The sequence below is a fragment of the Saccharopolyspora halophila genome (assembly GCF_039531955.1).
GTDB lineage: Bacteria > Actinomycetota > Actinomycetes > Mycobacteriales > Pseudonocardiaceae > Saccharopolyspora > Saccharopolyspora halophila.
Genome location: NZ_BAAARA010000010.1, coordinates 324,260 through 350,375, shown reverse-complemented (window position 1 = coordinate 350,375; position 26,116 = coordinate 324,260). Strand labels below are relative to the sequence as shown.

The window sequence follows — 26,116 nt, the reverse complement described above, 5'->3', positions numbered from 1 at the left end:
CACCGCACGGCACGGGCCCGTCGCACCTCGCGCGCTGCGGGCCCGGACCGTTCCAGCACCGGTCCGAAGGAGTGCGTGCATGCACAACCACCGCGACACCGTCGGCAGGCTCCTGCGCACCGCGATCGAACCGGCGGCCCGCGACACGGACGATCACGGCCGATTTCCCCGCGAGTTCGTCCGGCAGGCCGGGCGGAGCGGCCTGCTGGGGCTGACCGTGCCCTCGCGGCGCGGTGGGGCCGGGCGCGGGCTGGTGGAGGCGGTGGAGGTGGTCACCGAGATCGCGCGGGCGTGCGGTTCCACGGCGGCGGTGCTGGCCGGGCACTACGCGGCCACCGCGGTGCTCGTCCGGCACGCCCCCGCGGGTCTGCTGGAGGAGATCGCCGCCGGCGAGCACCTGAGCTCGCTGGCGCTGGCCGAGGTCGGCAACCGGCCCCTGATCCCCTCCGGGCGAGCGCGGGCGCACGGGGGAGTGGTCGATCTGTCGGCTCGCAAGAACTGGGTCACGGCCGCCGGTGAGGCCGACAGCTACGTGTGGTCCAGCCTGCCCGCGCGGGACGACGGCGGGATGAGCCTGTGGCTGGTGCCCGCTCAAGCTCCGGGGATGTGCGTGCCCGCGCTGGTCGACGGCGTGGGCCTGCGGGGCAGTGCCGCTGCGGCCGTGACCGCCGACCCGGTGCGGATACCGGAGTCCGCGGTGCTGGGAGGGGACGGGCGCGGCGCCGAGATCCTCGTCGAAACCGCGTTGCCGTGGACCTGCGCGCTGCAGGCCGGGCTTGCGGTGGGGGTCGCCGAAGCCGTGCTGGAGCGGTCGGTGGAGTGCGTGACCGGACCGCAGCCGTCCTGGGCGCGCTGGCAGGACCCGCCCGCGCGGCAACCGGAGGTCCGAGCCGACCTGGCCCGCATGCGCACCAAGGTCGACGCGGCCCGGCTGGTGCTGACCGATGCCGTCGGCGAAAGCTGCTTCGGCGAAGCCGACCGGAACCGAGTGCTGCAGGCCCGGGCCACCGCGGGAGAAGCCGCGATCCAGACCGCCGAACTCGGCATGAAGGTCTGCGGTCAGTACGCGTTCCGCAAGGATCTGGGGCTGGAGCGCCGCTTCCGCGACGCGCACACCGCGGGCTACGGCCAGCTGCCGGTCGACGAAGCCCTCGACCTGCTCGGCAGGGCGATCTGCGGAGCGGCGCTGCTGGGCTGATCGCGGCGACGTCGGCGCCGGCGCGACGGACCCCCAGTTCCACCGCGCCGACGCACGACCACGCGCTGCCCGGCCGGGTCCGCAATCGAGCCTCTCCGTGCTCCAGGCAGGTGATCCTCATCCTTTCCGAAGCGGCTTTCTCGGGGCTTTCACGCGGCCCGACCGATCAATCCTGCTCGGCTTCCTCGTCGGTTCGCCGCAGGTAGCTCTGCCGGGTCTGCTCGGTGTGCTCGCGCATCAGCTGCTGAGCGCGGTCGGCGTCACCGCGCTCGATGGCCTCGATGAGCGCGGCGTGCTCGTCCCAGGCCTGCTGGCCGCGGGTCTTGGCGACCGGGGTGTGGTACCAGCGCACGCGGCGGTTGATCTGGGCAGCGAGCTCGTTGAGGACCTTGTTGCCGGACAGCTCGGTGATCTGGCCGTGCAGCTGCGCGTTGGCCGCGACCACGGCCTCGATGTCGTCGTCGTGGAGGGCCTGCACACCCGTGTCGTAGATCCGCCTGAGCTCGGCGATGCCCTCCTCGGTGGCGTGCAGCGCCGCGAGCCGCGCGGACTCGGTCTCCAGCAGGGTGCGCACGCCGAGCAGCTGGTCGGCCTCCTCCTGGGTGGGGCTGTGCACGAACGCGCCGTAGCCCGGACGCAGATCGACCCACTCGTCCTTCTGCAGCCATTGCAACGCCTCGCGGACCGGCTGGCGGGACACGCCCAGCGCCTCGGCCAGCTCCTTCTCCACCAGGTGCTGACCGGGTTTGAGCTCGCCGGTGATGATCAGCTCGAGGATGGCCTCGTAGACCGTCTCGCGCAGCGGGACAGGGCGCGCGACCTGGCGCGCGGCGATGCCCTCCGATGACAGTTTCGAGGTCAGCGACATGCGGTGACTCCTCTTGACCCTACAGCGTTGGCTTTAGCATACAGTATGCGAGCCTGTCCGGCTCGTCTCGCCGACGGGGCGGCCACCGGGTCGAGTGCGGGCAACCCGCGCGCCCGATCGGCCGCTGGGCTGATCGGATGGATCGCCGCCCGGGTGGTGGACACCGCCGCGATCGCCGGTCTACAACCACGTTGCCGGCCCGAAGCCGGGGCCAGCGGGGACCAACGATCGCTCCCCGATCCGGAGGCGCTGATGAGCGTGCCCGCATTATCGCAGTTCGCGGTGGATTTCCTCGTCGCCTGGGTCGCCGCGATGGCCATCACCATCGACCTCGTGATCGTGCTGGCGGCGCTGACCGGCCGCACAGCCGACGCGCGGCGCCCCGTGCTGCTGGCGGTGGCTGCCACCGCGGTGAGCCGCGTGGTCGTGGCGTTCACCGGAATCGCCGGGCTGTCACTGGTTTCCGTCGTCTTCGGGTTGCTGGTGCTGCTGGCCGGGTGGCACATGCTCGGTGGCCGCGGCTCGACGCGGGCACCCGGCCGGATCGTGGACCTCGCCGCAGCGGGAGCCGGAGCGGTCCTCGGCGCGTTCGCCGTTTCGGCCACCGGGGGAGCCGCGCCGCCGGTGCTGAGTGCGAGCCTCGCCGCCCTGATCGGCGTGCCGTGGCTGGTGCGGATCATCCACCGCTGGGCGGCCCGCGTTCCGGACGTGCGGGTGGGCTTGGCGGTGGTGCTGGCCTTCCTCGGTGCGCGGTCGGTGGTGGCGGGACTGGTCGGGCAATCCCCCGCGCAGGACGCTTCGGTGGTGGCGCTATCGCTGGGAACGACCGCCGTGGTGCTGGCGTTGTGCGCGATCACGGCGGCGCGGATCCGCCGTTGACGGTACCCGGGCGCGCGGAGGATCATCACGGCTCGCCGGTGCCGGGCTCGGAGGTGCGAAACGCGTGACCGAATCGATGCGGACCCTGCGCGCCACCGGGTACTTCCACGGCCGCACCCTGGCCGAGCTCGGCGACGGGCTGCGGACGGGCGGCCTGTCGGCGGTCGAGCTCGCCGAAGCGGCCCTGCAGGCGATCGACCGGTTCGACGGCGAGCTCAACGCCTTCGTCAGCGTGGACCGTGAAGGGGCCCTTCGCGCGGCGCGCGCCGCCGATGCGGATCTCTCCGCCGGGATCGATCGCGGTCCGCTGCAGGGCATCCCGGTCGCGATCAAGGACATCATCGAGGTCGCGGGCCTGCCCACCACGATGGGATCGGCGCACTTCGCCGAGCACGTGTCCACATCGGACGCCGAGTGCGTGCGCAGGCTGCGCGACGGGGGAGCGGTGCTGGTCGGCAAGACCACCACCCAGGAGTTCGCCTTCGGCCCCACCGGCGACCGCGCGCACAACGGTGCCGCGCGCAATCCGCACCGCCTCGGGCGGATGACCGGCGGCTCCAGCGCGGGAAGCGGCGCCGCCGTCGCGGCGGGAGTGGTGCCGGTCGCGCTCGGGACCGACACCGGCGGATCGGTGCGCATCCCGGCCGCGCTGTGCGGTGTCGCGGGATTCAAACCCGCCTACGGCGCGATCCCGGTCGACGGCGTGTTCCCGCTGTCGAGCTCGCTGGATCACGTCGGAGTGCTCGCGGGTACCGCGGCCGACGCTCGCCTGGCCTACCGGGTGCTGGCCGGGCTACGTCCGATGCCCAACCGCGAGCACGGCGCCGATGCCCGCATCGGCTGGATTCCCCCGGATGTGCTGCACCCGACCAGCCCGGCGGTGGCGCGCACCGCTCGCGACGCGCTCGCCACCGAGGACGTGCGCGAACTGCGCCCGCGCGACATCGAGGCCATGCGGCGCGGATTCGTCGCGATCCAGTTCAGCGAAGCCCACGCGGTGCATGCCGAGCGCGTCACCGAGACGCCGCAGCTGTACACCGACGACGTGCTCGCCCTGCTGCGCCAGGCGGGCGAGACCGCGGGCTGGCAGTACGTGCGCGCGCTGAGCCACCGCGACAGCTGGCGGGCCGCGATCGCCGAACTGCTCGACGAGGTCGAGGTCCTGGCCCTGCCCACCACGTGCGTGGTGGCCCCGGAGATCGGCCAGCGCGAGGTGCGCATCGACGGTTCCGCCGTCGGGGTGCGCGCCGCGCTGATCGGCCTGACCAGTCCCTTCAACCTCGCGGGTGTTCCGGCGGTGACGGTTCCCGCCGGGATGTGCGAGGAGCTGCCCGTCGGGTTGCAGCTGGTGGGCAGGCCAGGTCACGAGGACCGGTTGCTCGCCCTGGCCGACCGGCTCGCCGCACCGGCTGGCGCGATGGGCCGGTGACCGATACCAAGGATCGGTGAGCCGAGACGTCACCGCGACGCTGCGCGAGATCGCCTTCCTGCTGGAGCGGCAGAACGCCCCCACCTACCGGGTGCGCGCGTTCCGGCGGGCCGCCGCCGTGGTCGACGACCGCGCCGACCTCGATCAGCGCGTCGCGGCGGGCACGCTCACCGACCTGGAGGGCATCGGCCGCACCACCGCAGATGTCATCGCCGAGGCGCATCGCGGTGAAACCCCGGGTTATCTCGCCAGGCTCCGCGCCGAAGCCCGGGTGCCGGAGCGGGGCAGGGCGGTGCGCGAGGCATTGCGCGGGGACTGCCACACGCATTCCGACTGGTCCGACGGCGGCAGCCCGATCGCCGAGATGGCCGAGGCCGCCCGCTCGCTCGGGCACGAGTGGGTCGCGCTCACGGACCACTCGCCGCGGCTGAAGGTGGCGCGCGGCCTGTCCGCCGAACGGTTGCGCGAACAGCTCGGCGTGGTCGCCGAGCTCAACCGGGAGCTCGCCCCGTTCCGCGTCCTCACCGGCATCGAGGTGGACATCCTCGGCGACGGTGCCCTGGACCAGGACCCGGAGCTGCTCGGCGAGCTGGACCTGGTGGTGGCCAGCGCGCACTCCGAGCTGCGGATGTCCTCGGCGCCGATGACGCGGCGGTTGGTCGCGGCCGCGAGTTCCGGGAAGGTCGACGTGCTCGGGCACTGCACCGGTCGGCTCATCGGCGAGCGCAAGCGCGCCCAGTCCACTTTCGACGCCCGCGAGGTCTTCACCGCGTGCCGCGAGCACGGCGTCGCCGTGGAGCTCAACTCCCGTCCGGACCGCCTCGATCCGCCCCGCGAACTCGTGCGCCTGGCCGCGGAGCTCGGTTGCGACTTCGCCATCGACTCCGATGCGCACGCTCCGGGCCAGCTCGACTGGCTGGACAACGGGTGCGCCCGCGCCGAGGAGTGCGGGATCGACCGGGAGCGCGTGATCAACACCCGGCCGGCGGCGCGACTGCGGGCACGACGCTGACGACAGCCGTCGCCGAGCGCCTAGGTCATCTGTCTCGAATTGCCTGCGAGCAGGAAAAACACGGGTGCTGCGGCGTTGCGCGGCGGTGAGTGCGTTGTCACCGTGATGGTCATAGCCCCGGCGCAACGAAGCGGCACGAGGGTGCCGGTTCGGCTTTCGAGGCAACACGGTCACATCGAGAGCGAGGCACGCAATGCCGGCTACCGAATCGCGCATCCCCGCCCAGGGCGGACCGCACACCGTCGAGGGCTTCCGCACCGATGTCCTGCGCATCATCGAGGCGTACCCGCACCAGCCGGTGTTCCCGCTGTTCGTGCAGCTGCGGGAGTTGCGGGAACGGGCGCTGAAGGCGCTCGAGCGGCGCAACCCTGAGGAACGATCCCAGCAGCTGTTGCACACCACCGGACTGATCTGCGCGGCGATGACCAACGCCGCGTTCGACCAGGGGCAGTCGTCCGCGGCCGAAGGCCAGGCCCGCACCGCGCACCGCTGCGCCGAGCTGGCCGGGGACCAGGCGCTGCGCTGCTGGATCCGCGGCACCGAGGCGTTGATCGCCTACTGGGACGAGCGCTACCAGGACGCGGTCGACCTCGCCGCCGACGGGCGCCGGTTCGTCCCCGGCAGCGGGACCGCGCTCGTCCGGCTGGCCGCCGTGGAGGCCCGCGCGCACGCGCACCTGGGTGACGCGGCCGCGGCCGAGCAGGCACTGGCGCGCGCCGCCGTGGCCCGCGCCGAGGTCGGCGGGCCCGACGAGCCGGGCGGCCTGCTGGAGTTCCCGCTGCCCAAGCAGCAGGCCTACGCGGCGACCACCGAGCTCTGGCTGGGCGGGCGAGAGCGGGTGGCCCGTGCCGAGCGAGCCGCCGCCGAGGCCATCGGCGGCTACCTGCGGGCACCCGCCGACAAGCGGCGGATCGGGGAGCTGTGCTTGGCCCGGCTGGACCTGGCGGCGGTGCGCATCGCCCGGGACGACCTCGACGGCGCGGGCGAGCAGATCGGCGAGGTGCTCACCGCAGCCGCGGGACGCCGCACCGAGGAAGTGGTGCGGCGGTTGCGGCAGCTGGTCCGCGCGCTGCACCGCACTCGTCACCAGTCGGCCCCCGAGGCCATCGAACTGCGCGAGCGCATCGGGGCCTTCTGCGCGGCGCGGGGTGTCTCACCGCTGGTCAACCTCCCCGTATGAAGGTTCAACCACTGCTAGTGTTCGGGCGTGACCGAACCCCGTTGGCTTAGTGACCGCGAGCAGCGGGCGTGGCGCAAGCTCGCCGCACTGATGTCGGTGTTGCCCGCGCAGCTCGACGCCCAGTTGCAGCGCGATGCCGGACTGACCATGTTCGGCTACTGGGTGCTGTCCATGCTCTCCGAGGCACCCGACCACGAACTGCGGATGAGCCACCTGGCGCACCAGTCCAACGCGTCGCCGTCCCGCGTCTCGCACGTGGTCGCCCGGTTGGAGAAGCAGGGGTACGTCCGGCGCAGGCGGGCCGAGGACGACGCGCGCGGCAGCGTCGCCGAGCTCACCGCCGAAGGGTTGGGCAAGGTGGTGGCCTCGGCCCCCGGGCACGTCGAACAGGTGCGCGCCCTGCTGCTCGACGGGCTCGACGCGGACCAGATCGACGCCCTCGACGACCTGTGCACGGCGATGCTGGCCCAGGTCGACCCGGGCGGGACGTTGTCGGTGGCCCCACCCGAGTCCGGATAGGCCGGGGAATCGCCGAGCTCGGCGCTGCGAGCTGAGTTCCACCCCTGAAACAGCGGCTCCGCCGCACTCCCGCAGCTCCGAGCGCTGCGTCCAGAACGAAACCACCTCGGCGGAGCGGCTGCTCTGCCGAGGTGCCTGGTTCTCGGGACTCGCGGCTCGCGCGGCGGTAGCCGCACGCTGCGCCGCGAACGGAACCTCTCCTCAGGCGGCTTCGTCGGCCTGCTGGGCGAACTGGGTGCGGTAGAGCTCGGCGTAGTGGCCGTCGCGGGCGAGCAGTTGCGCGTGCGTGCCGGACTCGGCGATGGTTCCGTCGTTGATCACCAGGATCCGGTCCGCTTCCCGGATGGTGGCCAACCGGTGGGCGATCACCAGCGCCGTTCGCCCGGACAGCGCGGTCGACAGCGCCCGCTGCACGGCCGCCTCGGACTCGGAGTCCAGGTGCGCGGTGGCCTCGTCCAGGACCACGATCGGCGGTGCCTTCAGCAGCAGCCGCGCGATGGCCAGCCGCTGCTTCTCGCCACCGGAGAGCCGGTGCCCGCGGTCGCCGACGACCGTGTCGAGCCCGTCGGGCAGCGACTCGACCAGGTGCGACAGCTGTGCGGTACGCAGCGCCTCCAGGATCTCCTCCTCGGTGACCTCGGGGCGGGCGAAGGCGAGGTTGGCGCGGATGGAGTCGTGGAACAGGTGCGCCTCCTGGGTGACCACGCCCACCGTGTCGTAGAGCGAGTCGAGGGAGGCCTCGCGCACGTCCACGCCGCCGATGCGCACCGCGCCGGAATCGACGTCGTAGAGCCGGCCCGCGAGGTTGGTGATGGTCGTCTTGCCCGCACCGGAGTGCCCGACCAGCGCGATCGTCTCGCCTCGTGCCGCGCGGAAGGTGATGTCGTGGAGCACGTGGTTGGCTGGCGCGTTGTCCTGCCGGGCCACCGATTCCAGGGAGGCCAGCGAGATCTCGTGCGAGGCCGGGTAGCGGAACGACACGTGATCGAACTCGATCTCCGAGGCGTCGGCGGGCAGCGGACGCGCGTCGGGCTTCTCGGTGATCATCGGCTTGAGGTCGAGCACCTCGAAGACCCGGTCGAAGCTGACCAGCGCGGTCATCACGTCGACGTGCACGTTGGACAGCGCGGTCAGCGGCCCGTAGAGCCGGTTGAGCAGCGTGGCCAGGGCCACCAACGTGCCCAGCTGGAAGGCCCCGGAGACCACCAGGCCACCTCCGAGGCCGTAGACGATCGCGGTCGCCAGCGCGGCCAGCAGCGTCAGCGCCACGGTGAACACGCGGCTGTACATCGCCGAGATCACGCCCATGTCCCGGACCCGCTCGGCGCGCTGGGCGAACTGACCGGACTCCTCGTCGGCGCGGCCGTAGAGCTTGGCGAGCATCGCCCCCGCGACGCCGAAGCGCTCGGTCATCACCGAGCTCATCTCCGCGTCGAGCTTCATCTGCTCGCGGGTGATGCGCTGCAGCCGTCGTCCCACCCAGCGCACCGGCAGCAGGAACAGCGGGAGCAGCAGCAGCGCGATGAGGGTGATCTGCCAGGACAGCGTGAACATGGTGGCCAGCACGAGCACCAGGCTCAGCACGTTGGACACCACCGAGGACAGCGTGCTGGTCAACGCCCGCTGCGCGCCGATGACGTCGTTGTTGAGCCTGCTGACCAGCGCCCCGGTCTGGGCGCGCACGAAGAACGCCACCGGCATCCGCTGCACGTGGTCGAAGACCTCGCGCCGCAGGTCGTAGATCAGGCCCTCGCCCAGCCGCGCCGAGTACCAGCGCTGGGCCAGGCTCATGATCGCCTCGAGCAGGGCCACCGCGGCCACCGCCAGCGCCAGCCACACGACCAGGGTCATGTTGCCGGGCACGATGCCGTTGTCGATGATCGCCTTGAACAGCAGCGGGGTGACCACGCCCAGCACCGCGGTCAGCGACACCAGCACCAGGAACGGAACGATGTCGCGCAGGTACGGGCGGGCGTAGCCCGCGATGCGTTGCAGCAGGCCGCGCGAGAGGCGCTGTCGGGTGACGGACTCGTCGCGGGCGAAGGATCGCATCGTCGCCCAGTTCGCGTTCATCCTGAAGGTCCTCGTCGTCGTGGTGGTGAGGTTCGGGACCCTTATCCTCGGACTTCGCGCTAGGTGGAAGTCAATGGGATCGCACAATCGTTCCCTCGATCACCCCGCGCGGTGACTGACCCGTCCGCGCAGGGCTGGCTCCGGTGCTGGCCGGGAGTGCGATGAGCGAGCCGCGTTCGCGGCGGACGCTTGACGCTGCGGTCGGCCAAGGATGTTGTGGCCGTCGCCCAACGCACCGAACGCGGGATCGCCCTGGAAGAACTCGGCGGCATCCGCGAGCGGGTCACGGTTCGACGCGACCAGCGGGCCACACGATCCTCTTGGCCGTTCCACCAGCTCGGGACGTTCATCACCTACAAGGCGCAGCGTGCCGGTGTACCGGCTGTGCAGGTGGACGCGGCCTACACGTCGCAACGCTGCCCGCGTTGCGGCAACACCGAGCGGGCCAACCGTCCCGCTCGCGACCAATTTTGTTGTCGTCGGTGCGGTCTCGCTGGACCCGCTGACGTCGTCGCCGGGGTCAACGTGCGCGACCGTGCACGCTCGGCGTGGGTATTCGTAAACATGCCCCAACCCGCATAAGCGGGCGATGCGACCCGTCTCACCGCAGCCAGCAGTGAGACGGGAGTGCAAGCCCGGACTTACGGACTGAGCCGCCTAAAAGCTCGGTCCTTTGGGTCCGAGTTGTTTACGTCTCGGCTCCGACGTAGCGGAACTCCCAGGTGCCTTCCCGATTCCGGCTCGCTCGTTCGTAGATGAGTTGCGGTGGCACGGCCTCCGGGTTCGGGACCCGTGCCGTCAGCGAGATGCGCGGGACGGGCTTCCCGGATGAGTCGGCGGACACGGTGACCTCGTGACCGTCCTGCGGTCCGCCACGGAGCCGGACTCGGATGTCTGGCACGGCGACCCCTTCCTTCGACCGAACGCCTCTGGACAACGACACCGCTGAGACCGAGGCCGGGCGGGTGCGGTTCCCGTAGTCACTTGATCGTGTGGCCACGGACGATGCCGCGGCGATTCGGCGGGATGCGACGTGAACCTAGCACGTGTCGAGCGGTTCGACGGAGGTGATTCCGGCCGGTTGCTGTTCCGGAACGCGGCGGCTGCTTCGCTGCTCGAGTCGCGGATCCCGCAGCCCGGCGGCGTCCGAGGTTCCGCCAACCGCACCGCCACGCAAGCCCCAACCTGAAGCATCTCCCTAGATCATCGGGCTGATGTTGGGCTCGATCCCCAGCAGTTGCCGGGCCCAGAGCTCGGCGTTGGCGTCCGGTTGTGCGATGGCGTGCCTGCTGGCGGTCTGGATGTCGCGCAGCAGCGACTCCAGGGGATCGGCCTCGGCGGTGGCGCTGGCTCCGACTGCGGATACCAGCACGTCGACGGACTGGCGGCACTGCTGCACCGCGTGCGCCGCGTTCCTGCGTAATCGCGCGCGTTCCAAGGTGTCCGGCTGGGTGCCCGCGTGCGCGTGCTCGTCCAGCACCGCGGTGTTGTCCCTGGCGATCAGCCGGGCGACATCGATCTTCGTGGCGGCATCGGCCACCGCGAGCTGGAACGCGGTGGAGTTGCGCTGCTCCTGGTAGGTGGTGAACGGAATTCCGCGTTCGGAGGAGCGCGCGACGACGTGCTCGAGGGCTTGCTCGGCCATCGCCAGCATCGGCGCGATCAGGAACGTGATCAGGGTCGGTACCAGCGCCGTCCGATAGCGCGGGGAGTCGTTGCGCTCGCGCGGGAACGCCCCGCGCAGCGCGGGTTCCCGGCGCAGCACGCGGTGCTCGGGCACGAACAGGTCCACTCCGGTCAGCAGGTTGCTGCCGGTGGCCCGCATCCCGAGGGTGAACCACGTGTCGTGCACCGCGAGCTCCTCCATCGGCACCAGCACGAACGCGGCGTCGTCGGGCAACGTCACGCCGAGCATCGCCCACTGCGAGTGCAAGCAGCCCGAGGCCGGCGCCCACCGGCCGCTGACCCGCCAGCCGCCCTCGACCTGGGCGGCCTCGGCCTTGGGAGTGAGCACCTGGCAGATCCGGGTTTCCGCGCCGCCTGCGAAGACCTCCTCCTGCGCGGCGTCCGGGAACAGCCCGGTCAGCCAGTCCCCGCTGCCCAGGATCAGCGCCAGCCATCCAGCCGAAGGATCACCGCGGGTGACCTCGGCGGTCGCGGCCATCATGGTCGCGAGGTCGTGCTCGGCGCCGCCGAACCGGTGCGGCACCCACGCCCGGAACAGCCCCGCGTCCCGCATCGCCCGCAGCGCCGCGTCGGTGAGCCTGCGCTCCCGCTCGCCTTCGTCGCGCTCGCCCGCCAGCAGCGCGCGCAGATCGCGGGCGGCGGCGATGAACTCGTCCGCGGGCTCGGTTTCCGCCACCATGTCGCGGCTCCTCCTCGTGCGCCTGGCTCGGTGAGCGACCCCTGAGCGGGGTCCTTTCGGTGTGCGGTGGCAGCCGCATGCGGTGTGGGACTCAGCTCGCACCACCGCGGGTTCTCGGACACCCTCGCCCGAGGACGTCCGAGAACCCGCGCAGGTCACTGCTCAAGTCGCGGATCCCGCAGCCCGACGGTGTCCGAAGTTCGGCCACCCGCGCTGCCACGCACACCACAAACTGAAACACATCTCCTAAACGTCCGGAACGACCAGTACGTGCAGGGTGCGAGGGCCGTGCACGCCCTCGACCCGGTTGAGCTCGATGTCGCTGGTCGCGGACGGGCCGCTGATGAAGGTCATCGGTCGCACCGGGTCCAGGCGCGACAGCGCCGCGGGCACGTCGTCGACCACCTGGTGCTCGGCGACCACGCACACGTGCACGTCCGGGACCAGCGTGGCGGCGCGACGTCCCTGGCCCGGCCCGTGGTCGAGCACGATGGTGCCGGTCGAGGCGATGCCCACCGCAGCCGTGGTGATCACCGCGTCGACCTGCTCCAACTCGGCGGTGCCCGCGTCGGCGGCGACGAGCTCGAAGTCCTGCCGCACCCGGTCGCACCACACCTGTGGTGCCCCGTCCGGGATCAGGACCTTGGCGGCTCCCGCGCTGCGCGCCGCGTCGGCGATCTCCGACGGGATCGCGTCGGCGCTGACCCGCTGCACGCTCGCCTGGTAGTCGGTGACGTGCTCGCGGAAGAGCTCCACCAGGTCCTCGGCCGGACGCTCGGTGCGGTAGTCGCGCGGGACGTCGTGCAGCGAGCTGCGTTCGGTGCTGTGCAGGGCGGCGCGAACCCGGCCCAGCACGGCCTCTCGGGCGTCGCTCATCGGTCGCCTCCTCGGGTGCGTTGCCACCAGGCGCGGAAGGATTCCTGCGCAGGTGCGGGCGCGTCGCGCGCATCGGTCCACCGCGACAGCGGGGCGGGAAGTCTCCCGATGGTTCCGCTGCGGCCGAGCACCTTCCGGCTCCACGACGCCATCTTCTGCGCTGCGGTCAAGCGTTTCGCATCGCCGAGCACCCAGGAGGCCATCTTCATCAGCACATCCAGCGGTGTCTTGCGCTCGTGCTCCTCGACGACCCGGGTTCGCAGGTGCACCAGCAGGTCCGGGATGTCGATGGCGACCGGGCACACGTCGTAGCACGCCCCGCACAGCGAGGACGCGTACGGCAACGACTTGTCCATGTCGGACTCGGTCCCGTGCAGCTGCGGGTTCAGCACCGCGCCGATCGGTCCCGGGTACACCGAGCCGTAGGCGTGGCCGCCGGTGCGCTCGTACACCGGGCACACGTTCAGGCAAGCCGAGCAGCGGATGCAGCGCAGCGCTTGCCGTCCGACCTCGTCGGCGAGCGCGTTGGTGCGACCGTTGTCCAGCAGCACCACGTGGAAGTCCTGCGGGCCGTCGCCCGCGGTGACCCCCGTCCAGGTGGAGGTGTAGGGGTTCATCCGCTCGCCGGTGCTCGAACGCGGCAGCAGCTGCAGGAACACCTCCAGGTCCTGCCAGCTGGGCACGACCTTCTCGATGCCCACGACGCTGATCAGCGTCTCCGGCAGGGTCAGGCACATCCGCCCGTTGCCCTCGGACTCGACGACCACCAGCGTTCCGCTATCGGCGACCGCGAAGTTCGCTCCGGAGATCGCCACCTTGGATCGCAGGAACTTCTCCCGGAGGTGCTGCCGCGCGGCCTCGGCGAGCTTCGCGGGTTCGTCGGTGAGGTCCTCGGGGGCCGGTGCGCCGACCTTGCCCATCTCGCGCCGGAAGATCTCGCGGATCTCCGCCCGGTTGCGGTGGATCGCCGGAACCAGGATGTGGCTCGGCGCGTCGTCGCCGAGCTGGACGATCAGTTCGGCGAGGTCGGTCTCCCAGGCGTCGATGCCCGCTTCGGCCAGGGCTTCGTTGAGCTCGATCTCCTGGGTGGCCATCGACTTGACCTTGACGACCTCGCGCTCCTCGGTCGCGCGGACCAGGTCGGTCACGATCCGGTTGGCCTCGGCGGCGTCGCGCGCCCAGTGCACCGTCCCGCCAGCTTCGGTCACCGCGGCCTCGAACCGCTCGAGATAGGTGTCCAGATTGGACAGCGTGTGCGCCTTCAGCGCAGCGCCCGCCTCGCGCAGCTGCGCCCAGTCGTCGAGCTCCTCGACGACCTCGCCGCGCTTGCGCCGGATCGTGGCGGTCGCGTTCGCCAGGTTGTGCCGCAGCTGCGAATCGGCGAGCTCGTGCCGGGCCGCGGTGGGAAAATCGGGCATGCCCAGGTGCGTGGTGCTCACTGGTCGTCTCCTTCCGCGCTCGCCAGGATTTCGGCCAGGTGCAGCACTCGGACCCCGGACCGCTGGCGGGAGAGCAGCCCGCCGATGTGCATCAGGCAGGAGTTGTCGCCCGCGCACAGCACCTCGGCATCGGTCTCGCGCACGTGCCGCGCCTTGTCGGCGCCCATCGCCACCGACACGTCCGCGTTCTTCAGCGCGAACGTCCCGCCGAAACCGCAGCACTGGTCCGCGGCGGGCAGCTCCACGAGATCCAGCGAGCGCACGTTGCGCAGCAGCCGCAACGGCCGGTCTCCGACGCGCAGCAGCCGCGAGGAGTGGCAGGTCGGGTGGTAGGTCACGCGGTGCGGGAAGTACGCCCCGGTGTCCTCGACCCCGAGCACGTCGACGAGGAACTCGGAGAGCTCGTGGACCTTCGGCGCGGTGCGCGCGACCGCGCGGGAGAGCCGCTCGTCGCCGTCGGCGACCTGGGCGTGCTGGTGGCGCACGGAGGCCACGCAGGAGCCCGAGGGGGCCACGACGGCGTCGTAGTCGGCGAAGGCGTCGACGAAGGTCCGGACCGAGGACTTCGCCTCCCGCCGGTAGCCGGTGTTGGTGTGCATCTGCCCGCAGCAGGTCTGCCGCATCGGGAACTCCACCTGGCAGCCCAGTCTTTCCAGCACCCGCAGGGTGGCCTTCGGCGCCTCCGGGAACATCGTGTCGCCCAGGCAGGTCGCGAACAGCGCAACCCTCATGGCCGCATCACCGGTCCTTTCCGTCCGGGTCAGCCTGATCCTCGCGCATCCCGGTGCGCCCGCCACTCGGCTGGAGGACCATTCTATGGTCTGACCAAAGGCAGGCCTTACCCTAGGCAGTGCCGTACGCGCGTGTAAAGGGGAGCCGATTGGTCGAGTTCGACTCGGACGAGGACAGCACGTCGTGGCGCCCCGTTGCGCGCGCCCGCACCTACGAGCTGGTCATCGACCGCGTGGAGGAGCAGATCTTGACCGGCGGCCTCAGGGTCGGTGACCGGCTGCCGGCCGAGCGCGATCTGGCCAAGATGCTCGACGTCAGCCGAGCCGCGGTGCGCGAGGCGTTCCGCGCCCTGGAGGCCCAGGGCGTGCTGCGCATGGGCGTGGGCACCGGGCCGGACTCGGGCACCACGGTCGCCGCGTTGCCCAGCCCGGCGCTGACGCGGCTGTTGCGCCTGCACGTCGCGCTGGCGAACTTCCCGGTCGCCGACGTGGTCCGCGCGCGCATCATGCTGGAGCGCGAGAGCGCGCGCCGGGCGGCCGCTCGCGCCCGGGCCGAGGACCTGGAGCGGCTGGGCGAGCTGCTCGACGCCATGGACGACCCCGACTGCGATCGGCAGCGCTTCAACGACCTGGACACCGAGTTCCACGTCCGCATCGCCGAGGCCGGGGGCAACCGACTGGTCGCGGACATGACCATCGCGATCCGCGAGTCGATGCGCAAACCCCTGCTGGAGGTCTTCGACCGGCTGGGGGACGACTGGTTCGCGATCGCCGACGACCTGCGCGCCGACCACCGCAGCATCTACCGGGCCCTGCTCGACGGGGATGCCGACGGGGCCGAGTCGTGCACCGAGGCGCACATCCGGTCGTTCTACCGGCACGGCTGGGCCGACGAGCTCTAGGATCCGTTCGCAGCGCGCGCCGCTGGACGAGGCCGCTCCCGGATAGCTGCCGGGCGAGCGGGCGCGGTCAGCGCACCACGGCCCTCGACTGCGGGGAGACCGCCAGGTCCGATGCGATCTTGGCGGCCGTTTCCAGCAGCGGCGGCAACAGGTTCTGCTGCGCGTCCTGCGAGCTGGTGCGGCTGGCGTGCGAGGAGATGTTCGCCGCGGCGACCACCCGGCCGTAGCGGTCCCGGATGGGCACCGAGATGGACCGCAGGCCGGCCTCGAGCTCCTGATCGACCAGCGCCCAGCCCTGTTCCCGGATGCGCTCCAGCTCGGCGACGAGTTCGGCGCGGTCGGTGATGGTGCGCGGACCGAGCGGGGCGAGCTCGGCCTCGTCGAGGTAGGACCGCAGCTTCCCGGCGGGCAGATCGGCCAGCAGCACCCGTCCCATCGACGTGGCGTAGGCCGGGAAGCGCGTGCCGATGTTGATCGAGACCGTCATGATCCGCGAGGTGGGCACGCGGGCGACGTAGACGATGTCGCTGCCGTCCAGCACCGAGACCGACGCCGACTCGTGCACTTCGGAGACCAGCTGCTCGAGGTAGGGCTGGGCGATCTCGGGCAGCGACACGCTGGAGAGGTAGGCGAACCCCAGCTCCAGCACCCGGGGCGTGAGGGCGAAAACGCGGCCGTCGGTCCAGACGTAGCCCAGCTGCACCAGGGTGTGCAGGAACCGCCGCGCCGCGGCTCGGGAGAGGTTCGTGGAGCGGGCGACCTCGGACAGCGTCATCTCCGGGCGCGACTCGTCGAAGGCGCGGATCACCGTCAGCCCGCGCGCCAGCGACTGCACGTAGCCGGCTCCGGTGTCGGAATCGGGCTCCACGTGTCCCCCTCATTCGGTTCGGTCGGTCTGCTCCTCCGCGATGATGGTATTGGCGATGCCGAACGCCGTGTTCGCTTTCGGCACCCCCGCGTAGACGGCCACGTGCATCAGCACCTCGCGGATGGCCTCCGGCGGCACCTCGTTGCGGAGCGCCGCCCGCACGTGCATCGCGAACTCGTCCTCGCAGCCGGTCGCGGCCAGCAGCGCCAGGGTCAGCATGCTGCGCGTCTGCCGATCGACTCCGTCACCGGACCAGACCTCGCCCCACGCGTAGCGGGTGATGAAGTCCTGGAACCCCTCGGTGAACGGGGTCTTCTTGGCGTTGGCGCGATCGACGTGGGCGTCGCCGAGGACCTCGCGGCGCACCCGCATCCCTTCGTCGTAGCTCATCGCGCACCGCCGAAGTGCTCGAGCAGCAACCGGTTGACCGCTTCGGGCTGTTCGGCGTTGGCCAGGTGCGCGGCCTCGGCGATCACCTCGACCTCGGCGCCGGGAACGGAGGCGGCGATCTGCTCGGCGTGCGGCGGGGGAGTGGCCGAGTCCTCGGCTCCGGCGATGACCAGGGTGGGAGCGGTGATCTCCGGGAGCCGGTCGAGGATGTCCATGGTGGCGATCGCCTCGCAGCAGGCCGCGTAGCTCTCATCGTCGGTGGCGGCCAGCATGTCGCTGTACTTCGCGCGCACACCCGGATCATCGGCCAGCGCGGGGGTGAACCAGCGCGGCAGGGTGGCCTCGAACATCGACGCCGTGCCGTGCTCGCGCACCGCCGCGGCACGCTCGCGCCAGGCCTGCGGCGGGGTGAGGTTGGCCGAGGTGCAGATCGGCACGAGGCGCTCGATGCGCTCCGGCGCGTTCTCCGCCAGCCACATGCCGGTCATGCCGCCCAGCGACACCCCGGCGAAGTGGGCCCGGTCGATGTCCAAGCGGTCCAGCAGCTCGACGACGTCGCCGCCGAGATCGGCCAGGCCGTAGGGGCCCGGCGCGGGCTCGGTGGCGCCGTGGCCGCGCTGGTCGTAGCGCAGCACGCGGAACCGCTCGGCGAGCGCGGGAACCTGGGCGTCCCACAACGTCCGGTCGTTGCCCAGCGAGTTGGACAGCACCACCACGGGTGCGTCGGCGGGGCCGGTGAGCTCGTAGTCGACCTTCAACGATCCTCCTGTTCAGCGTGTGCGGCCAGGGCTCGGTCCAGGAAGTCCCCGGCCGAGCCGAGGTAGTCGCCGGGGTCGGTGGCCGCGTGCACCTCGTCGGCGGACAGCACGGCTCGGACCCTCGGTTCGGCCAGCAGTTCCGCGCGCAACGCGGTGCCGTTCCGCACCGCGCGCTCGCACATCTCGGCGACGAGTCGCTGAGCGCCGGCGCGTCCCAGCTCGTCCATGAGCTTTCCGGCGGCGTTCTCGGCCAGCACCAGGCCGCCGGTCAGCTCGAGGTTGGCGGTCATCCTGTCGGGGTGCACGCGCAGATCGGCCAGCATGCCGCGAGCCTGCGCGGAGGCGGCCGAGATCAGGCGCAGCAGTTCGCCGAGCGGTTCCCACTCGGACTGCCAGGCGCCCGCGGCCCGTTCGTAGGGCTGCGGCATCGCCGCGAGCAGGGTGCTCACCAGCCCGGGAACCCGGTCGGTCGCCGCGCTGATCAGCACCGAGGACACCGGGTTCTGCTTGTGCGGCATCGCCGACGAACCGCCCGGCTCGCCTTCGGTCAGCTCGCCGATCTCGGTCTGGGCGTGCAGCTGCACGTCCAGCGCGATCTTGCCCAGCGCACCCGCGGCGGATCCCAGCGCGCCGGCCAGCTCGGCGATGCGGGTGCGGTCGGTGTGCCAGGGCAGGACCGGCTCGGGCAGCCCGAGCCGGTCGGCCAGCGCGGTCAGCACGCGCGGGCCTTTCTCGCTCAGCGGGGCGAGCGTGCCCGCGGCGCCGCCGAACTGGACGGCGAGCCGCTCCCGCCGAATCCGCTCCAGCGCGGCGATCGACTCGTCCAGCGAGGTCAGCCATCCCGCGCAGCGCAATCCGAAGGTCGTCGGCGCGGCCTGCTGGAGCAACGAGCGCGCGATGAGCACCGTCGTGCGGTGCTGGCGGGCCAGTCGCGCGCATTCCCCGGCCGCCGCCCGCAGATCGGCGAGCACGAGGTCGAGGACCTCGCGGCTGATCAGCATCGCGGCCGTGTCGATGGTGTCCTGGCTGGTCGCGCCCCGGTGCACGAACGGCCTGCTCGCCGGGTCCACCAGCTCGCCCAGGTCGCTGACGAGCGCGATCACGGGCGTGGCCGAGCGCGCCGCGCGCTCGGCGATGGACTCGGCGTCGAAGAGCTCGGCGCGGCAACGCGCGGCGATGTCGTCGGCGGCTTCCCGTGGCACGACACCGGCGTCGGCCTCGGCCCGCGCCAGGGCGGCCTCGAAGTCCAGCATCGCCTGCAACCATCCGTCCGGTCCGGTGCGCGCCGTCGCCTGCGGGGTGCTGAACATCGACCCGAACACTCAACCTCCTAGCACCGAACCGGCGACTGCAGTGAAGCACAACCTCAACACGCCGACCGCCGACTCACCCGATAAGCCGAACCACCTGAAAACCCTCGAAAACGAGACCCCGAATTCCAGTGAATTCCGGTGCCATTAGACCTCGAAGAAGACTGTTTCGGTGGGGCCTTGGAGGTGGATGTCGAAGCGGAGGCCCTCGTCGTCGGGGACCGCGGTGAGAGTGGAGCGGCGATCCTCGGGGACGCGGGTCAGGATCGGGTCGGTGGCGTTGGCCGGCTCGTCCGGGAAGTAGATCCTGGTGACCACCCGGTTGAGCATCCCGCGGGCGAGGACCGTGACGTTGATGTGCGGGGCCTCGGACTCGCCGGAAGGGGTCGGCAGCGGACCCGGCTTGACGGTGCGGAACCAGAAGCGGCCGTCGGCGTCGGTGGGGCAGCGGCCGAAGCCCTGCCACCCGGAGGAGTCCGGGCGCGGGTCCTGCGGGTGGTCGAAGCGGCCCTGCTCGTCGGCCTGCCAGATCTCGATCACCCCGTCCGGGACCGGGTCGCCGTTTCCGTCGGTGAGCCGGCCGCGCAGCAGGAACGAGCCTTCGCGGTCCGCGCCGACGACCTGCGCACCGTCCTCCCACAGCATGCCGTTCGGCAGCGCGAAGAACGGACCGACCGTCTGCGACGGGGTGGTGGCGGGAGTGCCCATCAGTCGTCGTCCTCCTCGTCGTCCTCGAACACGGTGGCCTGCGGGCCGCGCAGCACGATGTCCCACTTGTAGCTCAGCGCCCACTCCGGCACCGTGCTCTCCAGATCGAAGTCGCAGATCATCCGCTCCCGCGCGGCTTCGTCGCGCACCGAGTTGAAGATCGGGTCCTGGTAGAACAGCGGGTCGCCGGGGAAGTACATCTGGGTGATCAGCCGCTGCGTGAACGACTGCCCGAACAGCGAGAAGTGGATGTGCGCCGGACGCCAGGCGTTGTCGTGGTTCTTCCACGGGTAGGCGCCGGGCTTGATGGTCACGAACCGGTAGTTTCCCTCGGCATCGGTCATGCACCGGCCGGTGCCGGAGAAGTTCGGGTCCAGCGGTGCCGGATGCCGGTCTCCGTGGTGCAGGTAGCGGCCCGCCGCGTTGGCTTGCCACACCTCCACGAGGGTGTTCGGCACCGGTTTGCCGTTGGAGTCCAGCACCTTGCCGCTGACGATGATGCGTTCGCCCAGCGGCTCGTCGTCGTGCTGCGCGGTCAGATCGTGGTCGTGCTCGCCGCACCGGTCCTGGCCCAGCAGCGGCCCGGTGACCTCGGTCAGGTAGTGCGGCAGGTATTGCAGCGGCTGCTTGGGGTGACGCAGCGCGGAGGAGTGATAGGCGGGGGAGTCCAGGGGCGGGTGGGACGCCTCGTCGCGCGCGAACTCGGGCAGCATCAGCCCGGAGCGCGTCTCGTTGATCGTCATAGCAGCTCCTTGTGCACCGGTGTCTCGGGAACCTGCCGGAAGAATCAGGTGGCGGCCTTGAGTTCGCGCAGCACGCGCAGCTCCTCGTCGGTCGGCGGAGCCTGGTCGTCGAGCTCGTCGGCGACCTTGAGCCCCCAGCCCACCGAATCCCAGGCTTGTTCGACCGTGGCCCCGGGGCTGAGCGTGGTCAAGGTCAGCTCGCAGGTCTCCGGATCCGGGCGCAGCACGCCGAGATCGGTGATCACCTTGACCGGGCCGCGGCCGCGCAGTCCGAGCCGCTCGCGGTCGCCCTTGCCCGCGCCGTAGCCGACCGAGGTGATGAAGTCCAGCTTGTCGACGAAGCTGCGCGGGCTCATCCGCATCACGATCAGCACCTCGCGGCACGACGCGGCGATCTCGGGCGCACCACCCGCGCCGGGCAGCCGCACCTTCGGGTTGGTGTAGTCGCCGCCGATCACGGTGGTGTTGATGTTGCCGAACCGGTCGACCTGCGCGCCGCCGAGGAAGCCGATGTCGATGCGACCGGGCTGCAACCAGTAGTTGAAGATCTCGGGCACGCTGATGACCGAATCCGCCGTCTCGGACAGCACGCCGTCGCCGATGGACAGCGGCAGCCGATCCGGTTTGGCGCCGAGCGTGCCGGACTCGTAGATCAGCGACAGGTCCGGTGCGTGGGTGCGGCGCGCGAGGTTGGCCGCCGTGCTGGGCAGTCCGATGCCCACGAAGCACTTCGCGCCGTCGTTGAGCGACCGGGCGGCCGCGACGGTCATCATCTCGTCGGCGGTGAACTCCTGACTCATCGAAGGCTCCCCTCGACCGCGTAGACCTCGTCGTTGAGCCACTGCTCGAACGTGTCGCGCTCCCGCGCGATCGGGTCCCATCGCTGGTAGTAGTCGTTGTCCCGCTCGTAGTAGTCCTGCGCGTACGACGGGTGCGCACCGCGGGGCACCTGGGCGACGGCGGTGACGGCCCACTGCGGCAGCACGACACCACCGGCGACCGGGGGCAGTTCGTCGACGACCTCCTCGACGGTGACCAGCGAGCGCGCCGAGGCGAGCACGGTCTCCTTCTGCACGCCCGTGATGCCCCACATCTGCACGTTGCCGGCGCGGTCGGCGCGCTGGGCGTGGATGATGCCGACGTCCGGGTTCACCGCGGGCACGGCGGTGAGGCGCTCACCGGTGAACGGGCACTCGATGGGCTTGATGTTGTCGGTCTGGCCGGGCAGGTCCGTGCCGGTGTAGCCGCGCAGCACGGCGAACGGCAGCCCGGAGGCGCCCGCCGCGTAGCGGTTGGCCATCCCGGCGTGGCTGTGCTCCTCGATCTCCAGCGGAACCGGCCACGAGTTCTGGATCGCGTCCCGGAAGCGGTGCAGCGATCCCACTCCGGGATTGCCGCCCCAGGAGAAGATCAGCTTGCGCGCGCAACCGGCGCCGATCATCTGGTCGTAGACGATGTCCGGGGTCATGCGCACCAGGGTGAGGTCCTTGCGGCGCTGCCGGATGATCTCGTGGCCAGCCGCGACCGGGATCAGGTGGGTGAAACCCTCCAGGGCGACGGTGTCCCCGTCGTGCACCAGCTCGGCCACGGCTTCGTCCAGACGCAGGATCCGTGCCAACCAGACCACTCCCCGGTGTTCGCATAGTGAACAGATGTGCTTTGTGCGAACAGAACATTAGGGCAGCGGTCATCCCGGGTCAAGCTTGAGCCGGGATGATTTGTGCTGGTGGGAGGTCTTCCTACGCGGTGCCGATGGGGAGGTCGCCGCTCGGCGGGAGGCTGTCGGAGGGCAGGCCGAGCACCTCGACGGCGGCCTCGGCCGCGGCGGTGGCCTGCAGATATCCGGTCTCGCCCCACGCCAGCAGGTCGCCCGCCTTGCTGGGGTGCACGAGCAGCCGTCGATAGGTGCGCCCGCTGTCCGGGTCCGGCGCGCCGGGGTGCACGCGACTGATCACCGCCGCCATCCGGACCTGCGCGTACGGCGAGATGCCGTCGTCGACGCACTGGTAGCCGAGGTAGTGCGGCTCGTGGATGTCGACGGTGACCTCCTCCATCGACTCCCGCCGCAGGATGTCGGCGTATGCGATCTCGCCCGGTTCGGGGCGGCCTCCCGGCAGGGTGTGCTTGCTTCCGTCCACCCGGATCAGCAGCCGACCGTCCGGCACGAACAGGAACCCGTAAACCTGCCGCACCGCCAGTCCCGCCGGAACGGCGTCGGTGTGCCAGGAGAACTTGGGCATCGGAGCGGGTCCCTTCGTGCAAGCGGCAAGAAACGATCACTTTACCCGAGTCTTGCCTCGAAATCCGCCTTCGCCGCGCTGGCCCCCCACCGCGCGCAATCCCCATTTCGGACATCCGGGATGGATTCAGATGTGTGAGTTGGTTCACTTGTCTCGTTCGCCTTGGTACACCTGATCGGCCGTAATCGCGCCCTAGGAGGCAACGTGGCCATCCAGGATCACGACACACCACGCGACGGGGCTGTCGCGCACGAGCTGCCCAGCAGGTTCCTCCCCGCCGCCAAGTACCGCGACCTGCCCGAACCGCGCGGGTTCAAGCAGATCTTCGGCGCCAGCATCATCCTCACCGCCACGGCGATCGGTTCCGGTGAGTTCGTGCTCTGGCCCTACATCACCAGCCAGGTCGGCCTGGTCCTGATGTGGGCCGCGGTGCTGGGCTTCTTCATGCAGTACATCCTCAACATGGAAATCGAGCGGTACACGCTCGCCACCGGTGAAACCGCGGTCACCGGCTTCACCCGCATCTGGGCGCCGCTGGGCATGCTGATCACCGTCATCGCCGTCATCCCCAACATGTGGCCGGGCTGGGCGACCGGTGCGGCCAACATCGTCACCTACGTCGCGGGGGGCGGGTCACCGGTGCCCATCGCGATCGTGGCCATGGTCGCGATCGGGTGCGCGCTCACGCTGTCCAAAGTGGTCTACAAGACCGTGGAACGCGTCGAGATGGTACTGGTCGGCGGGATTTCGGTATTCCTCGTCGTAGCGCTGTTCGTGGGAACCGGGTTGTCCGACTGGGCCGCCTTCGGTGCCAGCTTCTCGCACACCGGGCAGCTGCCCCCGATGTCGGCGGTCGGCGGCGTGGCCGCGCTGCTGGGCGCGATCGCCTTCGCCGGCGCGGGCGGCGGCAACAACCTGGTGCAGAGCAACTGGGCGCGGGACAAGCAGATGGGCATGGGCGCGCACATGCCCCGGGTGACCTCGCCGTTCACCGGGCAGGACGAGGCCGTGGCGGGCACCGGCCACATGTTCCTGGACAACGAGGAGAACCGGCGTCGCTGGAAGGGCTGGTGGCGGGTCGCCAACGCCGAGCAGTTCGGCACCTTCTTCGTGCTCGGCGTGACCACCTTGGCGATCATGTCGGTGCTGGCCTACGCCACCGTTTTCGGCATGAACCTGCCCGATGACGACTTCGCGTTCATCCGCGTCGAGGGCGAGGTGTTCGGCGAGCGCTTCGGCCGGGCGTTCCAGCTCGCGTTCTGGTGCGCCGGTGCGACTGCGCTGTTCTCGACTCAGCTGGGCATCATGGACTGGGTCAGCAGGCTGGCCGCGGACTCGGTGAAGGTGACCTTCTTCCGCACGAGCACGAAGGTCACCGAGAGCCGCATCTACTTCGCGGTGATCTGGCTGATGATCGTCGCCGGTTCGGGCATCCTGCTCTCCGGTGCCGAGGAACCGCTAGCGCTGATCCTGATCTCCTCGTCGGCAGGCGGCGTGGTGATGTTCCTGTACTCGATGATGCTCATCGTCACCAACCGCAAGTTCCTGCCCAAATCCATCCGGCTGGGCGGCTGGCGCCTGGTGATGATGCTCGTGGCGGTCGCCTTCTACGGCTACTTCTCGATCGCGCTGCTCGTCGACCAGTTCTGAGCGAGTCATTCCCCTTCCGTCAGCACTACCCAGATCTGGCCGGGCGCCGCGGGAAGCGGCGCACCGGCCGGATCCGTGTAGCGGGTCGGGTCGGACGGAGTGGGGCGCGACCAGCGCCCCTCGAAGCTCTGGCCGTCGCGGAGCATCAGCACCGATCCCTCGCCGACGGTCTCGGCCACCGGCGAGGGGTTGCCCGCGGCATCGCGCACCACCGAGTCGTGCACTCCGACCTTCTGGATGATCACCGTGGAAGCGCCGACGCGGCCGGTGTGCAGGGTGGCGTACGGGTCGCCATCCATCGAGACGTTCCAGAGCCCGCGCTCGTGGTTGTAGAAGAACCCGATCCGGGCCGACGGATAGCGCACCTCGTAGTTCTCGGTGGGCGCACCGCCCTCGGGAAGATCGCCGATCAGCGGGCGGGCGGCCGCGGGCCAGGGCTCGCCGGCGGGCAGCTTCGCCGGATCCACGAGGAGGTTGTGCGGTACCGGCCGCGTGGAATCGCGCGAGTACGCCTGCGGCACCGCCCCGTCGGAGCCGTCGATGATCGGTGCCGCGTCGATGGTCTGCCGGATCTCCGGTGCGACACCGGAGTAGGCCAGCACCGGGCGGCCGAACTGCGGAAGGATCTCGGCATCGGTCTCGCGGGCGCTGCGCACCGGGCCGATCAGCGGTGGCTTGTGCTGCCCGAAGATCGCCAGGAGGCGGCTGAAACCACCCTCGACCGGCTCGGCGAAGACCATCTCGGCCGCGGCCAGGCCGACAGGTGGCCGACCCTCCGCGACGTTGTCGATCTTGACGGCCAGCACTGGCGCTCCGTTCGGGGCGCTCGGTCCGCTGCCAGGTGGCGGGGTGGCCGGATCGCCGCTCTGCGGCGCAGAGGAGAACAGGCCGCAGCCGGTCGCCCCGAACACCACGAGGACCATCAGCGCTGCGAACAGCGCACGCAAACGGCGCATCGCGGACAACTCCCTCCCGCGGTTCGAGACTACGCAGGACTGGAGAATCCGCACTTCGATCGCTAGCGTCCCTCCGGGAGGCGGTATCGCCAAGCCGCGCCCGTGTGATGGTGTCGGCTCCGCCGAGAGCGACCGCGGTGAACCGGGGAGGTGAGAGTGCTCGATGTCCCCCGATGCATGGCGCTGGGGCTTCGGTGGCGGCTGGGGCTTCTGAGTCGGCGATAACCTGTCGTGGTGCATTCACGTGGGCGGGAGGTTTCGATGGCTGACATGCCGGTGGCGGTTGTGACGGGTGCGGGTTCCGGAGTGGGCAGGGCGATCGCGCAGGCGCTGCTCGGGCGGCAGCACCGGGTCGCGCTGGCCGGGCGCCGCGCGGAACCGCTGCGCGAGGTCGCCGGGGAGATTCCGGCCGCCCGCGTGATTCCCACCGACGTCACCGACGAAGCTTCCGTGGCCGCGCTGTTCGACCAGGTGCGCGAGCAGTTCGGCAGGGTCGATCTGCTGGTCAACAACGCGGGCACCTTCGGCCCCTCCGGTGACGTGGGCGAACTCCCGGCCGCGGACTGGAACGCGGTGGTTCAGGCGAACCTGACCGGTTCCTTCCTGTGCGCCCAGCACGCGTTCAACGCGATGAAGGAGCAGGACCCGCGCGGGGGCCGGATCATCAACAACGGCTCGATCGCCGCGCACAGCCCGCGCCCGCGCAGCGTCGCCTACACCGCGACCAAGCACGCGATCACGGGACTGACCAAGTCGATCTCCCTGGACGGCCGGGCGCACGACGTCGCCTGCGGCCAGATCGACATCGGCAACGCCGCCACGGAAATGACCGCGGGCATCGCCACCGGGGCGGTCCAGGCCGACGGCACGACGAGCCCGGAACCGACCTTCGACCCGGCGCACGTCGCTGACGCGGTGGTCTACATGGCCGAGCTACCGCTGTCGGCCAACGTTCAGTTCCTGACGATCACCGCGACCGCGATGCCCTACATCGGCCGCGGCTGAGAACCGTTGGGGACGGA

Annotated in this window: 27 protein-coding genes; 10 read left to right on the top strand and 17 right to left on the bottom strand. The window is 70.8% G+C overall.

Features of this window, described 5'->3' with window-relative positions:
• The first annotated feature begins 79 nt into the window (after nt 1-79).
• A complete protein-coding gene (locus ABD289_RS17335; protein ID WP_344133368.1) occupies nt 80-1,198 on the top strand; it encodes an acyl-CoA dehydrogenase family protein in 1,119 nt (372 codons plus the stop codon).
• A 166-nt stretch (nt 1,199-1,364) separates the two neighbouring features.
• Here ABD289_RS17335 and ABD289_RS17330 read toward each other — a convergent pair whose 3' ends face one another.
• Complete coding sequence (locus tag ABD289_RS17330; protein ID WP_344133365.1) at nt 1,365-2,066, bottom strand: GntR family transcriptional regulator; 702 nt, start codon at nt 2,064-2,066, stop codon at nt 1,365-1,367.
• A 252-nt stretch (nt 2,067-2,318) separates the two neighbouring features.
• Between ABD289_RS17330 and ABD289_RS17325 the strand changes: the two genes are divergently transcribed.
• The 5 genes from ABD289_RS17325 to ABD289_RS17305 all read left to right on the top strand — a co-directional run bounded on the left by ABD289_RS17325 (nt 2,319) and on the right by ABD289_RS17305 (nt 7,085).
• Nucleotides 2,319-2,945 carry a hypothetical protein gene (locus ABD289_RS17325; RefSeq protein ID WP_344133362.1) on the top strand — a complete coding sequence of 209 codons (627 nt, stop codon included), beginning with the start codon at nt 2,319-2,321 and terminating at the stop codon, nt 2,943-2,945.
• Between the two features lie 64 nt (nt 2,946-3,009).
• A complete protein-coding gene (locus ABD289_RS17320; RefSeq protein ID WP_344133359.1) occupies nt 3,010-4,374 on the top strand; it encodes an amidase in 1,365 nt (454 codons plus the stop codon).
• 16 nt (nt 4,375-4,390) lie between these two features.
• Nucleotides 4,391-5,386, top strand: coding sequence for a PHP domain-containing protein (locus ABD289_RS17315; protein WP_344133356.1), 996 nt, complete (start codon nt 4,391-4,393; stop codon nt 5,384-5,386).
• A 193-nt stretch (nt 5,387-5,579) separates the two neighbouring features.
• Nucleotides 5,580-6,566 carry an NsdA family TPR-like regulatory protein gene (locus ABD289_RS17310; RefSeq protein ID WP_344133353.1) on the top strand — a complete coding sequence of 329 codons (987 nt, stop codon included), beginning with the start codon at nt 5,580-5,582 and terminating at the stop codon, nt 6,564-6,566.
• A gap of 27 nt (nt 6,567-6,593) precedes the next feature.
• Entirely contained in the window at nt 6,594-7,085 is a 492-nt protein-coding gene (locus ABD289_RS17305; RefSeq protein ID WP_344133349.1) for a MarR family winged helix-turn-helix transcriptional regulator, read from the top strand.
• Nucleotides 7,086-7,286: 201 nt separating this feature from the next.
• On the opposite strand, the gene ABD289_RS17300 is transcribed toward ABD289_RS17305, so the two are convergent.
• Entirely contained in the window at nt 7,287-9,158 is a 1,872-nt protein-coding gene (locus ABD289_RS17300) for an ABC transporter ATP-binding protein (protein ID WP_344133346.1), read from the bottom strand.
• A 216-nt stretch (nt 9,159-9,374) separates the two neighbouring features.
• On the opposite strand from ABD289_RS17300, the gene ABD289_RS25360 reads away from it, so the two are divergent.
• A complete protein-coding gene (locus ABD289_RS25360) occupies nt 9,375-9,740 on the top strand; it encodes a zinc ribbon domain-containing protein (RefSeq protein WP_425564707.1) in 366 nt (121 codons plus the stop codon).
• A gap of 106 nt (nt 9,741-9,846) precedes the next feature.
• Here ABD289_RS25360 and ABD289_RS17295 read toward each other — a convergent pair whose 3' ends face one another.
• The 5 genes from ABD289_RS17295 to ABD289_RS17275 all read right to left on the bottom strand — a co-directional run bounded on the left by ABD289_RS17295 (nt 9,847) and on the right by ABD289_RS17275 (nt 14,569).
• Entirely contained in the window at nt 9,847-10,059 is a 213-nt protein-coding gene (locus ABD289_RS17295; protein ID WP_344133343.1) for a hypothetical protein, read from the bottom strand.
• Between the two features lie 297 nt (nt 10,060-10,356).
• Entirely contained in the window at nt 10,357-11,523 is a 1,167-nt protein-coding gene (locus tag ABD289_RS17290; RefSeq protein ID WP_344133340.1) for an acyl-CoA dehydrogenase family protein, read from the bottom strand.
• Nucleotides 11,524-11,769: 246 nt separating this feature from the next.
• The gene (locus ABD289_RS17285) at nt 11,770-12,399 is read right to left on the bottom strand and encodes a LutC/YkgG family protein (protein WP_344133337.1); all 630 of its coding nucleotides are present in this window, start codon (nt 12,397-12,399) and stop codon (nt 11,770-11,772) included.
• A complete protein-coding gene (locus ABD289_RS17280; RefSeq protein WP_425564716.1) occupies nt 12,396-13,817 on the bottom strand; it encodes a LutB/LldF family L-lactate oxidation iron-sulfur protein in 1,422 nt (473 codons plus the stop codon). The genes ABD289_RS17285 and ABD289_RS17280 overlap by 4 nt, the downstream gene beginning before the upstream one ends.
• Before the next feature lie 17 nt (nt 13,818-13,834).
• The gene (locus ABD289_RS17275; protein ID WP_344133333.1) at nt 13,835-14,569 is read right to left on the bottom strand and encodes a (Fe-S)-binding protein; all 735 of its coding nucleotides are present in this window, start codon (nt 14,567-14,569) and stop codon (nt 13,835-13,837) included.
• 149 nt (nt 14,570-14,718) lie between these two features.
• On the opposite strand from ABD289_RS17275, the gene ABD289_RS17270 reads away from it, so the two are divergent.
• The gene (locus ABD289_RS17270) at nt 14,719-15,471 is read left to right on the top strand and encodes a FadR/GntR family transcriptional regulator (RefSeq protein WP_344133331.1); all 753 of its coding nucleotides are present in this window, start codon (nt 14,719-14,721) and stop codon (nt 15,469-15,471) included.
• 67 nt (nt 15,472-15,538) lie between these two features.
• On the opposite strand, the gene ABD289_RS17265 is transcribed toward ABD289_RS17270, so the two are convergent.
• From ABD289_RS17265 to ABD289_RS17225, 9 genes are all read right to left on the bottom strand, one after another.
• The gene (locus ABD289_RS17265) at nt 15,539-16,339 is read right to left on the bottom strand and encodes an IclR family transcriptional regulator (RefSeq protein WP_344133329.1); all 801 of its coding nucleotides are present in this window, start codon (nt 16,337-16,339) and stop codon (nt 15,539-15,541) included.
• Nucleotides 16,340-16,348: 9 nt separating this feature from the next.
• A complete protein-coding gene (pcaC, locus tag ABD289_RS17260; protein WP_344133326.1) occupies nt 16,349-16,729 on the bottom strand; it encodes a 4-carboxymuconolactone decarboxylase in 381 nt (126 codons plus the stop codon).
• The gene (gene pcaD / locus ABD289_RS17255) at nt 16,726-17,487 is read right to left on the bottom strand and encodes a 3-oxoadipate enol-lactonase (RefSeq protein WP_344133324.1); all 762 of its coding nucleotides are present in this window, start codon (nt 17,485-17,487) and stop codon (nt 16,726-16,728) included. Before pcaD ends, pcaC begins: the two co-directional genes overlap by 4 nt.
• Nucleotides 17,484-18,809, bottom strand: coding sequence for a 3-carboxy-cis,cis-muconate cycloisomerase (gene pcaB / locus ABD289_RS17250; protein WP_344133323.1), 1,326 nt, complete (start codon nt 18,807-18,809; stop codon nt 17,484-17,486). Before pcaB ends, pcaD begins: the two co-directional genes overlap by 4 nt.
• 135 nt (nt 18,810-18,944) lie before the next feature.
• Nucleotides 18,945-19,505 (bottom strand): protocatechuate 3,4-dioxygenase subunit alpha, encoded by a 561-nt coding sequence (pcaG, locus tag ABD289_RS17245; RefSeq protein ID WP_344133322.1) that lies wholly within the window; start codon nt 19,503-19,505, stop codon nt 18,945-18,947.
• Nucleotides 19,505-20,248 carry a protocatechuate 3,4-dioxygenase subunit beta gene (pcaH, locus tag ABD289_RS17240; protein ID WP_344133321.1) on the bottom strand — a complete coding sequence of 248 codons (744 nt, stop codon included), beginning with the start codon at nt 20,246-20,248 and terminating at the stop codon, nt 19,505-19,507. The genes pcaG and pcaH overlap by 1 nt, the downstream gene beginning before the upstream one ends.
• A gap of 44 nt (nt 20,249-20,292) precedes the next feature.
• Nucleotides 20,293-21,048 (bottom strand): CoA-transferase subunit beta, encoded by a 756-nt coding sequence (locus tag ABD289_RS17235; protein WP_344133320.1) that lies wholly within the window; start codon nt 21,046-21,048, stop codon nt 20,293-20,295.
• Nucleotides 21,045-21,866 (bottom strand): CoA transferase subunit A, encoded by an 822-nt coding sequence (locus tag ABD289_RS17230; protein ID WP_344133319.1) that lies wholly within the window; start codon nt 21,864-21,866, stop codon nt 21,045-21,047. Before ABD289_RS17230 ends, ABD289_RS17235 begins: the two co-directional genes overlap by 4 nt.
• 121 nt (nt 21,867-21,987) lie before the next feature.
• Nucleotides 21,988-22,488 (bottom strand): NUDIX domain-containing protein, encoded by a 501-nt coding sequence (locus ABD289_RS17225; RefSeq protein ID WP_344133318.1) that lies wholly within the window; start codon nt 22,486-22,488, stop codon nt 21,988-21,990.
• 204 nt (nt 22,489-22,692) lie between these two features.
• Between ABD289_RS17225 and ABD289_RS17220 the strand changes: the two genes are divergently transcribed.
• Entirely contained in the window at nt 22,693-24,138 is a 1,446-nt protein-coding gene (locus tag ABD289_RS17220) for an Nramp family divalent metal transporter (RefSeq protein WP_344133317.1), read from the top strand.
• Nucleotides 24,139-24,143: 5 nt separating this feature from the next.
• On the opposite strand, the gene ABD289_RS17215 is transcribed toward ABD289_RS17220, so the two are convergent.
• Nucleotides 24,144-25,094 (bottom strand): DUF3048 domain-containing protein, encoded by a 951-nt coding sequence (locus ABD289_RS17215; protein WP_344133316.1) that lies wholly within the window; start codon nt 25,092-25,094, stop codon nt 24,144-24,146.
• A gap of 261 nt (nt 25,095-25,355) precedes the next feature.
• Here ABD289_RS17215 and ABD289_RS17210 point away from each other — a divergent pair, with 261 nt between their 5' ends.
• On the top strand, nt 25,356-26,099 hold the full coding sequence (locus ABD289_RS17210) for an SDR family oxidoreductase (RefSeq protein WP_344133315.1): 744 nt from the start codon (nt 25,356-25,358) through the stop codon (nt 26,097-26,099).
• Nucleotides 26,100-26,116: the final 17 nt, after the last annotated feature.

What these genes read in the sequence shown, in the direction of transcription:
- ABD289_RS17310 (WP_344133353.1), top strand. Translation starts at nt 5,580, where the DNA reads ATGCCGGCTACCGAATCGCGCATCCCCGCCCAGGGCGGACCGCACACC.
- ABD289_RS17210 (WP_344133315.1), top strand. Translation starts at nt 25,356, where the DNA reads ATGGCTGACATGCCGGTGGCGGTTGTGACGGGTGCGGGTTCCGGAGTG.
- ABD289_RS17280 (WP_425564716.1), bottom strand. Translation starts at nt 13,817, where the DNA reads ATGCCCGATTTTCCCACCGCGGCCCGGCACGAGCTCGCCGATTCGCAG.
- ABD289_RS17225 (WP_344133318.1), bottom strand. Translation starts at nt 22,488, where the DNA reads ATGCCCAAGTTCTCCTGGCACACCGACGCCGTTCCGGCGGGACTGGCG.
- ABD289_RS17285 (WP_344133337.1), bottom strand. Translation starts at nt 12,399, where the DNA reads ATGAGCGACGCCCGAGAGGCCGTGCTGGGCCGGGTTCGCGCCGCCCTG.
- pcaC (WP_344133326.1), bottom strand. Translation starts at nt 16,729, where the DNA reads ATGAGCTACGACGAAGGGATGCGGGTGCGCCGCGAGGTCCTCGGCGAC.
- ABD289_RS17325 (WP_344133362.1), top strand. Translation starts at nt 2,319, where the DNA reads ATGAGCGTGCCCGCATTATCGCAGTTCGCGGTGGATTTCCTCGTCGCC.
- ABD289_RS17300 (WP_344133346.1), bottom strand. Translation starts at nt 9,158, where the DNA reads ATGAACGCGAACTGGGCGACGATGCGATCCTTCGCCCGCGACGAGTCC.
- ABD289_RS17330 (WP_344133365.1), bottom strand. Translation starts at nt 2,066, where the DNA reads ATGTCGCTGACCTCGAAACTGTCATCGGAGGGCATCGCCGCGCGCCAG.
- ABD289_RS17235 (WP_344133320.1), bottom strand. Translation starts at nt 21,048, where the DNA reads ATGAGTCAGGAGTTCACCGCCGACGAGATGATGACCGTCGCGGCCGCC.
- ABD289_RS17215 (WP_344133316.1), bottom strand. Translation starts at nt 25,094, where the DNA reads ATGCGCCGTTTGCGTGCGCTGTTCGCAGCGCTGATGGTCCTCGTGGTG.
- pcaG (WP_344133322.1), bottom strand. Translation starts at nt 19,505, where the DNA reads ATGGGCACTCCCGCCACCACCCCGTCGCAGACGGTCGGTCCGTTCTTC.
- ABD289_RS17275 (WP_344133333.1), bottom strand. Translation starts at nt 14,569, where the DNA reads ATGAGGGTTGCGCTGTTCGCGACCTGCCTGGGCGACACGATGTTCCCG.
- ABD289_RS17290 (WP_344133340.1), bottom strand. Translation starts at nt 11,523, where the DNA reads ATGGTGGCGGAAACCGAGCCCGCGGACGAGTTCATCGCCGCCGCCCGC.
- pcaH (WP_344133321.1), bottom strand. Translation starts at nt 20,248, where the DNA reads ATGACGATCAACGAGACGCGCTCCGGGCTGATGCTGCCCGAGTTCGCG.
- ABD289_RS17335 (WP_344133368.1), top strand. Translation starts at nt 80, where the DNA reads ATGCACAACCACCGCGACACCGTCGGCAGGCTCCTGCGCACCGCGATC.